The organism is Trichococcus shcherbakoviae (assembly GCF_963666195.1).
Taxonomy (GTDB): Bacteria; Bacillota; Bacilli; order Lactobacillales; family Aerococcaceae; genus Trichococcus; species Trichococcus shcherbakoviae.
In genome coordinates this window covers 995,076-1,007,458 of the sequence record NZ_OY762653.1, presented here as the reverse complement: position 1 = coordinate 1,007,458, position 12,383 = coordinate 995,076, and the positions used below count along the sequence as shown (strand labels likewise).

At 46.7% G+C, this 12,383-nt stretch carries 12 protein-coding genes and 1 other annotated feature (1 of these 13 only partly in view); of the genes, 10 read left to right on the top strand and 2 right to left on the bottom strand.

The genetic code is table 11. The features are described 5' to 3' along the window. Positions 1 to 2 precede the first annotated feature (2 nt). The 10 genes from ACKPBX_RS04655 to ACKPBX_RS04610 all read left to right on the top strand — a co-directional run bounded on the left by ACKPBX_RS04655 (position 3) and on the right by ACKPBX_RS04610 (position 10,385). Positions 3 to 848 carry an SDR family oxidoreductase gene (locus ACKPBX_RS04655; protein WP_086626865.1) on the top strand — a complete coding sequence of 282 codons (846 nt, stop codon included), beginning with the start codon at positions 3 to 5 and terminating at the stop codon, positions 846 to 848. 95 nt (positions 849 to 943) lie between these two features. Beyond that, a complete protein-coding gene (locus tag ACKPBX_RS04650) occupies positions 944 to 1,792 on the top strand; it encodes an HAD family hydrolase (protein WP_086626866.1) in 849 nt (282 codons plus the stop codon). A 54-nt stretch (positions 1,793 to 1,846) separates the two neighbouring features. Further along, positions 1,847 to 3,589, top strand: a complete 1,743-nt coding sequence (locus tag ACKPBX_RS04645) for a glycoside hydrolase family 3 protein (RefSeq protein ID WP_319996125.1) — start codon at positions 1,847 to 1,849, stop codon at positions 3,587 to 3,589. A 433-nt stretch (positions 3,590 to 4,022) separates the two neighbouring features. After that, positions 4,023 to 4,886 (top strand): AraC family transcriptional regulator, encoded by an 864-nt coding sequence (locus ACKPBX_RS04640; RefSeq protein WP_319996124.1) that lies wholly within the window; start codon positions 4,023 to 4,025, stop codon positions 4,884 to 4,886. 5 nt (positions 4,887 to 4,891) lie between these two features. Next, positions 4,892 to 6,067, top strand: coding sequence for a Gfo/Idh/MocA family protein (locus tag ACKPBX_RS04635; protein WP_119092371.1), 1,176 nt, complete (start codon positions 4,892 to 4,894; stop codon positions 6,065 to 6,067). A 19-nt stretch (positions 6,068 to 6,086) separates the two neighbouring features. Then, positions 6,087 to 7,100, top strand: coding sequence for a Gfo/Idh/MocA family protein (locus ACKPBX_RS04630; protein WP_319996123.1), 1,014 nt, complete (start codon positions 6,087 to 6,089; stop codon positions 7,098 to 7,100). Further along, a complete protein-coding gene (locus tag ACKPBX_RS04625; protein ID WP_319996122.1) occupies positions 7,093 to 7,956 on the top strand; it encodes a sugar phosphate isomerase/epimerase family protein in 864 nt (287 codons plus the stop codon). The genes ACKPBX_RS04630 and ACKPBX_RS04625 overlap by 8 nt, the downstream gene beginning before the upstream one ends. 69 nt (positions 7,957 to 8,025) lie before the next feature. Next, on the top strand, positions 8,026 to 9,108 hold the full coding sequence (locus ACKPBX_RS04620; RefSeq protein ID WP_319996121.1) for a Gfo/Idh/MocA family protein: 1,083 nt from the start codon (positions 8,026 to 8,028) through the stop codon (positions 9,106 to 9,108). Between the two features lie 369 nt (positions 9,109 to 9,477). Then, entirely contained in the window at positions 9,478 to 10,182 is a 705-nt protein-coding gene (locus tag ACKPBX_RS04615; RefSeq protein WP_319996120.1) for an NAD(P)H-dependent oxidoreductase, read from the top strand. Positions 10,183 to 10,202: 20 nt separating this feature from the next. Next, positions 10,203 to 10,385, top strand: a complete 183-nt coding sequence (locus ACKPBX_RS04610; RefSeq protein WP_106448970.1) for a hypothetical protein — start codon at positions 10,203 to 10,205, stop codon at positions 10,383 to 10,385. A 59-nt stretch (positions 10,386 to 10,444) separates the two neighbouring features. Here ACKPBX_RS04610 and ACKPBX_RS04605 read toward each other — a convergent pair whose 3' ends face one another. Further along, complete coding sequence (locus ACKPBX_RS04605; protein ID WP_119092376.1) at positions 10,445 to 10,984, bottom strand: GNAT family N-acetyltransferase; 540 nt, start codon at positions 10,982 to 10,984, stop codon at positions 10,445 to 10,447. Position 10,985: 1 nt separating this feature from the next. Continuing rightward, a complete protein-coding gene (tyrS, locus tag ACKPBX_RS04600) occupies positions 10,986 to 12,248 on the bottom strand; it encodes a tyrosine--tRNA ligase (protein WP_119092377.1) in 1,263 nt (420 codons plus the stop codon). Positions 12,249 to 12,318: 70 nt separating this feature from the next. Further along, positions 12,319 to 12,383 (bottom strand) — a binding site (T-box leader) (it continues 150 nt past the right edge of the window).

The window sequence follows — 12,383 nt, the reverse complement described above, 5'->3', positions numbered from 1 at the left end:
CCATGACAAGCCCATTCGTTCATGATTTTACCGATAAAGTAGTAGTAGTAACAGGTGCTGGCGGCGTTTTATGCTCTTATTTCGCGAAAGAATTCGCCAGAGCAGGCGCTAAAGTAGCCCTTTTGGACTTAAACTTGGATAACGCACAAGGATATGCTGATGAAATCGTAGCCGAAGGCGGCATCGCTAAAGCGTTCAAAGCCAACGTATTGGAATTGCCAAGCCTGCAAGCAGCTAAAGAAGCTGTAGTAGCTGAATTAGGCGAAGTGGATATCTTGGTAAACGGCGCAGGCGGCAATAACCCGCGCGCAACGACAGACAACGAATACCATGAAACTGATCTTCCGGAAGGAACAAAAACATTCTTCGACTTGGAACAAAGCGGCATCGAATTCGTCTTCAACTTGAACTTCTTGGGTACAGTGTTGCCTACACAAGTTTTTGCTAAAGATATGGTCGGCCGTCCAGGCGCTAACATCATCAACATCTCAAGCATGAACGGTTTCACACCATTGACCAAAATCGTTGCTTACTCAGGCGCGAAAGCTGCTATCTCCAACTTGACTGAATGGTTGGCTGTACACTTCTCGCACGTAGGTATCCGTGTCAATGCGATCGCTCCTGGTTTCTTGGTTTCAAAACAAAACCAAGCGTTGTTGTTCAACGAAGATGGCACACCGACTCCTCGTACGGGCAAAATTCTGAACGGCACGCCAATGGGCCGTTTCGGCGAACCGCATGAATTGATCGGCGGCTTGTTGTTCTTGGCTGACGAGAAAGCTGCAAGCTTTGTGAACGGCGTCGTATTGCCGATCGATGGCGGCTTCAACGCGTATTCAGGCGTATAAGTTTAGGTAATTGAATAGGGCAGATAGAACGAAATGTGTTGCACAGTTCTTCTCTATCTGCCCTTTTTTTGATATCAAGTTAGGAGAGAAAAATTATGTCTACACACCCAACACAATTTACGAAACAAAAACAATTCTTAGTATGCGTCGATTCCGACGGCTGCGCAATGGATACGATGAACGTGAAACATGAACGTTTCTTCGGACCTTTGGCAGCTGACGAGTACGGCATCAAAGATCGCGAAACTTTCTTGGCTGACTGGAACCGCATCAACTTGTTCTCCAGCACACGCGGCATCAATCGCTTCAAAGCATTGGTCTTGACGCTGATTGAAGCACAGGAAAAAGGCGAAGACATCGGCGATATTACGGCACTGACTGCTTGGGCAAACAATGCGCCATCGTTATCGAATGCTTCCCTGGAAGCGGAGATCGCGAAAGCATCTTCCGAAGATTTGGAAAAAGCTTTGGTATGGAGCAAGAAAGTCAACGAAGGCATCGAAACGGAATTAGCGGGCGAAGATAAGCCTTTCCCTGGCGTTCTGGAAGGACTGACAAAAATCCATGGCCTGACGGATGTCGCAATCGTAAGCTCAGCCAACAGCGAAGCTTTGAACAGCGAATGGAACAGACACAATCTGATGCCGCAAGTTGACGTAGTCTATGGACAGGAAGTCGGCAGCAAAGCGGACGCAATCGCTGATCTGTTGACGAAAGGTTATGCAGCGGACGAAATTTTGATGGTCGGGGACGCGCCTGGAGATGAACAAGCGGCAACGGTAAATGGCGTATTCTATTATCCGATTCTTTTCGGGAAAGAAGAATTCTCTTGGGAACGCCTAAGCAACGAAGCAATCGAGAAATTCCTGAACAAAGAATATGCAGGAGCTTATCAGGAAAAAGTGCTTGGGGAATTCCATGCTTTATTGGCTCAATTCGATTAATCTACATTCCAAGATTTGCAAGTTAGAAACATTACGTTAACAGGAGGAACAAAAGTGCCAAAATTAGTTGATTTAAAAGCAAAACCGTACAATCTGAACGACAAACAGGTCGAATGGGTAAATGACATGATCGCTGGTATGACAGATGAGGAAAAAGTAGGACAATTGTTCACCAACCTTTTCTTCTTCGGAGATGATGCCTTCTCAGGGAACGATTTCACCAACAAAGAAATCATCGAAAAATTCCACATCGGTGGCGCACGTTACCACGGCAATTCGAAAGAAGATATCCAAGATCTATTGAACGACCTGCAATCAATGTCCAAAATTCCTTTGTTGGTTGCAGCGAACTGCGACTCCGGCGGAAATGGTGCATGCAGCGAGGGTACTTACATCGCTTCCGGTGCACAGTCTGAAGCTGCAGGCGACCCTCAAGTTTCTTATCATGCAGGCTTGGTTTCTGCCCGTGAAGAAAAAGCTTTAGGCGTCAATGTCAACTTTGATCCATGTGTGGATATCCTTTACAACTGGAGAAACACAATCGTTAACACGCGTGCTTACGGTACGGATGCAGAAACAGTCATCAAATATACAAATGCATATTTGGATGGCTTGACTGCTGAAAACGGCGAAAACATGGAAGACGGCGTTATCCAATGCATCAAGCACTTCCCTGGAGACGGAACAGAAGAACGCGACCAGCATCTGGTGTTGGGCATCAATGAATTGAGCCCTGAAGAATGGCGCGCTTCTTTCGGTAAAGTTTACCAAAATCACATCGACCGCGGTGTTGAAATGATCATGGCAGGACACATTGCAGTCCCTGCTTTGCAAAAAGAATTGAACCCTGCTTTGGAAGACAAAGACATCATGCCGGCAACGTTGGCGGAAGAATTGATCCAAGATGAATTGAAGGGCGAACTGAACTTCAACGGCCTTGTCATCACCGATGCTACACACATGCTGGGCATGACATCGGCTATGCGCCGCGAAGATTATGTTCCAAAAGCAATCGCTGCTGGTTGTGATATGTTCCTTTTCTTCAACAACATCGAAGAGGACTTCGGTTTCATGCTGAAAGGTTACCAAAACGGCGTCATCACGGAAGAACGTTTGACTGATGCTTTGCGTCGTATCTTAGGCTTGAAAGCTAAATTGCACTTGCCTGAAAAACAAGCAAACGGCACATTGTTGCGCACACGCGAAGACTTGAACGTCATCGGCTGTGAAGAGCATCTGCAATGGAGAGCGGAAGCTGCTGACAAAGGGATCTCTTTGATCAAAGATACCCAAAACAACTTGCCGATCAACCCTGTTGATCACAAACGCATCCGTTTGTACATTTTGGAAGGCGAAAAAGGCGGAATCAATGATGCTGGTTCAGCAACGCAACAACTCTTCATTGATGAATTGACAAGCCGCGGCTACGAAGTGACTGTCAACGAACGCGGTTCACGCGTTAAAGGCGCTACTTTAAAATACCGTGATGAAGTGGACTTCGCTTTGGAAGTTTCTGATATCGTAGGCTACGGCGCACAAAACAACTACCGCATCCAATGGAGTACTGCCATGGCAAATGAAGTTCCTTGGTTTGTATGGGAAGTTCCGCATGCGTTCGTATCATTGAATTTCACGACACATCTGCATGATGCGACAATGGTGAAAACATTCATCAATGCTTACCACAACAACAAAGAAACAATCAAACAAGTCATCGACAAACTGGAAGGCAAATCCGAATTCAAAGGCGGTCACAACGACCTAGTTTGGACCGACAAATGGCAAGCCAAATTATAAAAGGATACGATGAATCCCGGGTAGAAACCGAGCACTAAGAGGACAAACACAAAGCGGACGCTTTTTGTCTGTGTGTGGTTGTCAGCTTAGGCACAGGTTTCTGGGATTCAGAGTTCAACTAAAAAGTGTGTGATGAATCCTGAGCTCAGCGTTAGGCGGAGAACTCTAGGATTCAGAACCGTTCTACAGGATACGATTAGTTGCATTCAGCGCTTGAGTTCCTGGAGGGTGTACATCCAACTAATGTACCATTTTGTTCACAAATCACCCAAAACACTGTTGTACCAAGTAAAGTCGAGAAGTATTTTTCTCGACTTTGTTTTTTTGAACAACAAAAAGCACTCTTGGTCAATTATTTGAAAAATGTAAGCATTTCAGGACATTGAATTGTAACCGCTGTTATTCTATACTTTGAAGTGTCAAAGAGAGGGAGGTGACACGTATCATTGAAAAATTGTTGATCGGATATCACGTCAAAGGGCAAGCATATGCCCTAGATTTCCATACACATCCGCAATATGAAATATTCCTGTTCCACGGCGGAAATTGTCGGTTCCTGGTCGGTAATAAAATCTATTATCTTCAGCCTGGCGACTTGCTGATGATGGATGGGATGACGGTTCACCGTGCCTACGTAATTGGAGACAAGGATGCCTATGAACGCAGCATCGTCCATTTCGATGCCGACTGGATTGCCCCTTTACTGAATGATCTGAACATTGACTATATCCTGCGATTCTTTACTGAAAATCGTGATGGCCTCATTCGGACTTTCCGAAAGAAGGATGAACTCCTATTGGAAAATGCTATCCGGGAAATGAATCATTTGCAGCAGTTGGACAAATCCTATGCAAATGAAGCGAAACGCAAACTGTCTTTAGTCCAGTTGCTTCTGATGATAGATTCTTCAACGGATAAGATCGTAGAAAAAGGACAGTCCTATGTCGATGAAAAAACGCAGATAGCGGAGAAAGTTTCGGAATACATTTTCAGGCATTACCGTGACTCGTTCAATATCGATGATATCGCGAATACCCTTAATTTGAGCAAATCTTATTTGTCCCATGCTTTCAAAGAAATAACAGGAAAGACCATCATGGCTTATGCGATGGGATATCGGTTGTCACAAGCATGCACGGCATTATTGATGGAACCATCCAAATCCATCAAAATGATTTCCGGCGAATGCGGTTTTGAAAGCGATGCCCATTTCAGCAGATATTTCAAACAGAACATCGGCAGTACACCCAGTAATTACAGAAAAAACAATAGAATCAACATACAAAAAGGAGAATGATGAGAATGACAGAAAAAGTGAAATTAGGAATTATTGGTTATGGTGCAGAAGGCGGCATGTACGCAGGGTTCTTCAAGAACAACGATGAGCGTTTGAACGACAACATCGAGTTGGTTGCAATCTGCGACAATGATCCTGCTAAAAAAGAAAAAGTGGCTGCTGATTTCCCAGGACTACCATTCTTCGATAACTATATGGATATGTTGGAATCAGGTGTAGTCAACGCAATCGTTACAACTGTTCCCCACTATGACCACTGTGTGATCGGTATTGACGCATTGAAACGCGGCATCCATTTGTTGGGTGAAAAACCAGCCGGTGTTTATACAAAAGAAGTTGAACGTTTGATCGCTGCGGCCGATGAAAATCCGGAATCTACTTTCGCTATTTTCTTCAACCAACGTACGAATCCACTTTACCAAAAAGTTAAACAATTGATGGACGATAAAGCAATCGGTGATCTGCAACGCGCTACTTGGATCATCACTACTTGGTGGAGACCACAAGGTTACTACAACCAAAGCGCATGGCGCGCAACGTGGGGTGGCGAAGGCGGCGGCGTCTTAGTAAACCAAGCTCCTCACCAATTGGACTTATTGCAATGGATCTGCGGCAAACCTGAAAAAGTTTTCGCGAAATTGCAATACGGCGTTGGCCGTGAGATCGTAGTTGAAAATGAAGTGAACGCATTGTTGGACTTCGGCAACGGAGCAACAGGTTCATTCATCACGTGCACGAATGATTTGGTCGGTACAGACCGTTTTGAAATCTTTGGCACAAAAGGGAAAATCGTCGTTGAGGATTCCAAAAAATTGATCGTGAAACAATTAACTGCACCGGAAGCGGAACTTTCTGAGAAGATGGATATGTCAGATGTTATGAAAATTTTCATGGGACAAGTGGATATGGCTCAATACGTTACCGAAACAGAAGAAGAATTCACGACTGTTTTTGGACAACAACATATCGATGTCTTGAATAACTTCGCTGACCATGTCGTAAATGGCGCGCCATTATTGGCCAACGGCAGAGAAGGCATCAACGGCGTTACGTTAGCGAACGCAATGCATTTATCTTCATGGTTGGACAAAGAGGTAGATTACAACGTGGATGGCGATCAATATTTGGCTGAATTGAACAAACGCATCGCTGAAGAAGGAAAATTCGAAACAAGAAAATAAGAAAGAGACGTGATCAGAGATGTTAAGAGCGGCAATAATCGGATTAGGCGATGTATCGCCTGTCCACAAATATGCTATCGACGCCAGCGACAACGGTGAATTGGTTGCAGTCTGCGACGTAAATGAAGCCTTGAAGACCAAATATCCTGATGTGCCTTTTTACACAGACGTAGAGACGATGTTGGAAAAAGAGGATTTGGATGTTGTACATATCTGCTTGCCGCACTATTTGCATTATCCGATCACGAAACGCTGCATCGAAAAAGGCGTGCATGTTTTCCAGGAAAAGCCCTTAGCCTTGGATTATGAAGAAGGCTTGAAGACGCTCGCCTTGGCAGAGGGAAGCAACAAGAAAATCGGCGTGTGTTTCCAAAATCGCTACAACGAAACGTTTTTGGAACTCAAAAAATTGCTCGCGAACGAAAATGTCGGGGCAGTGACGGCGGTCAAAGGCTTGGTGGCTTGGCATCGTCCTGAAACCTATTACACAACCAAACCATGGCGCGGCCAGATGGAATTTGCTGGCGGAGGATCGATCATCAACCAAGCCATCCATACGCTGGATCTGATGCGGGTTTTGGGCGGGGAAATAGACCGCTGCAAAGCCAGCCTGTCGAACATCACAGATTATGACATCGAGGTCGAGGACACTGCCGTCGCGAACTTCACGTTCAAGAACGGCGCGCGCGGATTTTACATGTCTACCAATGCCTATGCCGAGAATTCCAGCGTGGAATTGCAGGTCATCACTGAAAGGGCAAAATTCACAATCAAGGATAACTGTTTGTATCGTTCGAACAGTTCCGGTGAAAAAGAACTGCACCTGCAGGACACACCGATGCAAGGGACGAAATTTTACTACGGTCCGAGTCATTCTGCCCTGATCCAGCGTTTTTACAACGCGATCGAAGCAGACACGGATGATTATGTGACGGTCCGGGAGGCCTTGCCAGCGATGCTGATGATCGATGCGATGAAAGCATCGTCGAAAGAAAAACGTACAATCGAAATGGAGGAAATCATACATGGCTAAAGTTAAGATAGGTGTACAAGCATCAACTGTAAAAAAAAGTTTTGAAGAAGTCGGGCCTTATGAAACATTGAAAAAATTACATGACATCGGCTATAACTCCATTGAGGTCTCTCAAGTAGCGACAACGCCTGAGAACATCGCTGAAATCCAAAAAGCGACAGCTGATTTCGGCATGGAAGTAGCTTCCATGAGCGCTTCCTTGAAACCGCAAGTTAAGGACGGCGAATCTTTGACAACGCACTATGACAAAATCGTAGCGGATTGCAAAGCCGTGGGAACGGATCTGTTGCGCATCGGCATGTTGCCGATCGATGCGATGGCCAGCTTGGATAAAGTTTTGGAATTCTGTCATGATGTCAATGAAGTGACGCAAAAACTGAAAGAAGACGGCATCACTTTGTATTATCATAACCACCACATCGAATTCCGCAAATATGACGGTAAATTCCTGCTGGACATCATACGCGAAAAAGCTCCATTACTAGGGTTTGAATTGGATGTTCACTGGGTGCAGCGCGGAGGCGCAAATCCACTTGAAGTCATCAAAGACTACAAAGGTAAAGTGGAATTGATCCATTTGAAAGACTACCGAATCTCTGAAATCCCACAGGACGGCTTCGATGCTTTGTACACGGGGGATGTTGCCAAATTCATGGACTACTTCACAAATACAATTCAATTTGCTGAATTGGGGACAGGTAGCCTGCCGTTGAAAGCAATCATCGAAGAAAGCATCGCATCGGGCGCGCGCTACCTATTGGTGGAGCAAGACGACACTTATGGCGTGGATCCGTTCGAAAGCTTGAAAATTTCTCGTGAATATCTATTGGAATTGGGCTACGGAGAATTGTTCTAAACATAACAACACGAGGTTCGGAGATTATTCTCTTCGAACCTTTTCTTATCAGACAAGGAGGATTTACAAATGGGCAGTAAAGATGGAATGAATTATGCGCCGAAAGGGAAAATCAATAAGGTCGTGGAACCGGGAGCGTTCAATGTCGGCATAACGGCACTGGATCACGGGCACATCAACGGCATGACGAACGGCTTGATCGAAGCCGGTGCCACAATCAAATATGTGTACGATCCCGATGCGGAAAAGCTAGCGAATTACTTGGAATCTTTTCCGGATGTGGCGGTCGCTGACTCGCTGGAGCAAATCCTGGAAGATCCGGAGATCCAATTGGTCGCAGCGGCGGCAGTGCCTAATTTGCGCAGCGCTCTGGGAAACCGTGTCATGCAGGCCGGGAAAGACTACTTCACCGACAAGACCGGCTTCACAACACTTGAACAACTGGAAGAGACTAAAAAAGTCGTTGCTGAAACCGGCAAGAAATATTGGGTCTACTTCAGCGAAAGGCTGCATGTGGAAGGCGCCGTATTTGCCGGCCAATTAATAGAAGAGGGTAGGATCGGCCGCGTCATCCAAGTGACAGGCTTTGGGCCGCACCGCCTCGACAAGGAAAAACGTCCGGATTGGTTCTTCAAAAAAGAACAATACGGCGGCATTTTAGCCGACATCGGCAGCCACCAAATTGAGCAATTCCTCCATTATACAGGGAATGTGGATGCAAAAGTTCTCCACAGCAAGGTCGGAAACTACAACAACCCGGATACGCCTGAATTGGAGGACTACGGCGATGCCACGCTGGTCGGCGATAATGGCGCAACCTTCATCTTCAAAGTCGATTGGTTCACACCGGATGGACTCGGAACATGGGGTGACGGCCGTACATTCATCACCGGAACGGAAGGAACCATCGAAATCCGCAAATACATCAACGTGGCGACTGAGCAGACCGGCGATCACCTCTTCCTGGTGACGAAGGACGGCGAGGAGCACTACTCCTTGACTGGTGAAGTCGGCTTCCCGTTCTTCGGAGAAATGATTTTGGACTGCATCAACCGCACCGAAAATGCGATGACGCAAGAACACATCTTCAAGGCGCAGGAATTATGCCTGAAAGCGCAGGAACAAGCGCTGAACATTACTGCAAACCTATAAGAAAAGCGGGACAAACCACGCTCTGCCTCGAAAGAAATTTAGGAAATCTGCCCCTGAATGAGCATCGTAGAGCGCAATGGGTCAGATTTATCTAATTTCCGAGAGGCAGGTTTGGCCCGCTGGACATCTTTTAATATGCATGAAACACGTTGGGAATGTATGGAACACCTGTGGTGATGCAAGATAAAGTTAAAAATAGTATACTTTTCCACAAGCTAAAAGCTGTCCCTTTCTTTGCTTCCGGATCATCCGGGTGGCGGAGGAAGGGATTTTTTGTTGGTTTCGCGATGAGTGAGCGTGCAACTTGAACTCTGGCCGGCAGCTTGTTATGATTCGGATGAAGAACTATTGAGTGAATGAGGTGAAAGGATGCAAACATTAATCATAGTCAGCCACCCGACGCTGGCTGATTCGAATGCGCAAAGGTTTCTGTGGGAAAGTCTTCCGGCTGAAGGGGTGACGTGGCACCATCTCGAATCGGTTTATCCGGATGGGCAGATTGATCGGGAGGCCGAGCAACAGCAATTGCTCCAGTATGACCGCATCATTTTCCAATTCCCGTTCTATTGGTACAGTTCGCCTGCTTTATTGAAGCAATGGCAGGATGTCGTGCTGACTGAAGGTTTCGCTTATGGAGCTGAAGGCAGCAGGCTGTCGGGGAAAGAATTCGGTCTCGTTCTGGCCCTGGGTGTGAATGAACGCGAATACCAAGCGGGGGGCAGGGAAGGATTCACGATTTCGGAACTGACCCGGCCGTTTCAGGCGATGGCAAGGAAATGCGGCATGGTGTACTTGCCGACGAACGTCGTTTCGAAATTCGATTATCTGAGCGTCAGCAAGAAGAAAGAATTGCTGATCAGCTATCAGCAATATTTGTCCAAAGAAAACGATGCCAGTCTGACGGCAACGGAAAATTGGTTCAAACTCCAGCTACAGTCGCTCGGGAAAGCGGGACTTTCCGAAGCGGATCAGCAACTGGTGGAGCATCTGCTTGCCGTTTTGAAGGACAACCGCGAGCACTTGAATGATCTGGCGTGGACGTTGGCACAGATGGAAGGCAATCAGCTTGGGTAAAGGTAAAGCGGGGGACGACAATGGAAACTGAAAATTGGGTGCAGGAACAGCTGGATCATTTAGTGGAAGCGAGCAAGGATTACCGGCAAAAAGCACTCTTCCAAGAAACGAAAAAACTCTTCCAAGAACAGCATCAACGGATGGAACAGATGGAAGGCGAACTGGACGGGCGGATGTGGAGCCCGAAAGAGTGGTCGAATTAGAAAATGGAAAAAATAGAGGGCAGCTGAGCATTTGCTTGGCTGTCCTCTATTTAGGTTGTTTATTGTTCCGGTTTGAGCGGATATTGGTAGACGTAGTCGTCCATCACGAAGCCGCCTCCGATGGGGGAGACGATGGATTCCGTTCGCACAAAACCGTATTTTTCGTAGAATGCGATCGAACCTTCGTTGTATTTGTTGACGGTAAGCTCAAGGACTTTTTTCTGTTCCTTGCTAGCCAAATCGACCATTTTTTGCATAATTTGATAGGCATAGCCTTTTCCGCGGGCTTCCTGCAGCAGATAAAGCTTGCTGATGAACAGTTTGTCGTCCTGCAACTGGATAGCCAGATACCCGGCGGATTGGCCCTCGCTTTTGATGAGGAAATAATCCAATTTGCCTGTTTCGATATCCTCTTCCAAGTTCGCTCTGGATTGGATATTCTCCAACATATAGGTCACTTGGTCCGGACCGAGGATCGGCAGATAGTACTCATGCCAGATGATGTCGGCCAAACGGGAAAGTTCATTGATCTGCTCCATGCTTTCGACCGGCTCCAACCGGAGTGCGGCTTCGCGCGAAAATAGTTGCGGGGTTGTCATATCAAGCCACCAACTTTACCAAGAAATATTTCTTTTTGCCTCGGCGCACGAGGATAAAGCGGCCTTCGAAAGAATTTTCGGCAGTGATGATGAATTCCAGATCCGTGACTTTATCGCCGTTGATGGAGATGGCGCCGTTTTGGATATCTTCGCGTGACTGGCGGCGTGACGGTTCGATGCCGAGATCGACCAGCCAAGTGACTAATTCCTGCTCTTTCAGGTCGGACTCGAAAGTAGGCATATTTTTGAATCCTTCAGCGATTTCATCGGCGGTCAATTCCTTCACTTCACCGGTAAACAGGGCTTCGGTGATCTTTAGAGCGTCCGCCAGAGCTTGTTCGCTGTGGACGAAGCGTGTCATTTCGGATGCCAAAACTTTTTGAGCTTCGCGTTTGTGCGGCTCTGTTTCCACTTTTTCAGTCAGGGCATCGATCTCTTCCTTCGAAAGGAAAGTGAAATACTTCAGGTATTTGATGACATCGCGGTCGTCCTGGTTCACCCAGAATTGGTAGAACTCGTAAGGCGTTGTTTTTTTCGGGTCCAACCAGACAGCACCGCCGGCAGTTTTGCCGAATTTCGTGCCGTCCGCCTTCAACATCAAAGGAATCGTCAAACCGAAAGCTTTTGCTTCCGCGCCTTCTTTTTTACGGATCAGGTCCAAACCGGCAGTGATGTTGCCCCATTGATCTTGGCCGCCGATCTGAAGGTTGACGCCCTCATTCTGGAATAGGTGCAGGAAGTCCATGGACTGGAGAATTTGGTAAGTGAATTCCGTGAAGGAAATGCCGGTGTCCAGACGGCTGGCTACGATATCTTTCGCCAACATCGTATTGATGTTGAAGTTCTTGCCGAAGTCGCGCAGGAAATCCAACAGTGTCAAATCTTTCGTCCAGTCGTAATTGTTGACGAGGCGGATGTCAGCCGAACTGTCCGATAGAAACAGTTTCTTCATTTGAGAGGTCAAAGCATTTGCATTCTCGACGACTTGATCCATCGATTGCAGAACCCTTTCTTCGCTCTTTCCGCTTGGATCGCCTATCGATCCGGTCGCGCCGCCGATCAGGATAACGGGCTTGTGTCCTGCCAATTGGAATCTCTTCAATACTATGAAGGGAATCAGATGTCCGATATGCAGGCTGTCGCCGGTAGGGTCAACGCCGCAATACAGGCCAATCTGCTCATCCTCCGTTAATTTGCGCAAACCTGCCGCGTCCGTTTGTTGATTGATGGCGCCGCGCCATTCTAATTCGTCTATGATATTCATGTGCTTCATTCCTCTTCTCGTAAATTTATATGCAAAAAAATCCCTGTCCAGACAAGAAAATTCTTGTTTGAACAGGGACGATTGTTATCGTGGTACCACCCAGCTTGCAGAATCATCCTGAATCGGAAAGACTTT

Excerpts from the sequence above, each read along its gene's own strand:
- ACKPBX_RS04655 (WP_086626865.1), top strand. The coding sequence starts at position 3 with ATGACAAGCCCATTCGTTCATGATTTTACCGATAAAGTAGTAGTAGTA.
- ACKPBX_RS04650 (WP_086626866.1), top strand. The coding sequence starts at position 944 with ATGTCTACACACCCAACACAATTTACGAAACAAAAACAATTCTTAGTA.
- ACKPBX_RS04635 (WP_119092371.1), top strand. The coding sequence starts at position 4,892 with ATGACAGAAAAAGTGAAATTAGGAATTATTGGTTATGGTGCAGAAGGC.
- ACKPBX_RS04630 (WP_319996123.1), top strand. The coding sequence starts at position 6,087 with ATGTTAAGAGCGGCAATAATCGGATTAGGCGATGTATCGCCTGTCCAC.
- ACKPBX_RS04625 (WP_319996122.1), top strand. The coding sequence starts at position 7,093 with ATGGCTAAAGTTAAGATAGGTGTACAAGCATCAACTGTAAAAAAAAGT.
- ACKPBX_RS04620 (WP_319996121.1), top strand. The coding sequence starts at position 8,026 with ATGGGCAGTAAAGATGGAATGAATTATGCGCCGAAAGGGAAAATCAAT.
- ACKPBX_RS04615 (WP_319996120.1), top strand. The coding sequence starts at position 9,478 with ATGCAAACATTAATCATAGTCAGCCACCCGACGCTGGCTGATTCGAAT.
- ACKPBX_RS04610 (WP_106448970.1), top strand. The coding sequence starts at position 10,203 with ATGGAAACTGAAAATTGGGTGCAGGAACAGCTGGATCATTTAGTGGAA.
- ACKPBX_RS04605 (WP_119092376.1), bottom strand. The coding sequence starts at position 10,984 with ATGACAACCCCGCAACTATTTTCGCGCGAAGCCGCACTCCGGTTGGAG.
- tyrS (WP_119092377.1), bottom strand. The coding sequence starts at position 12,248 with ATGAATATCATAGACGAATTAGAATGGCGCGGCGCCATCAATCAACAA.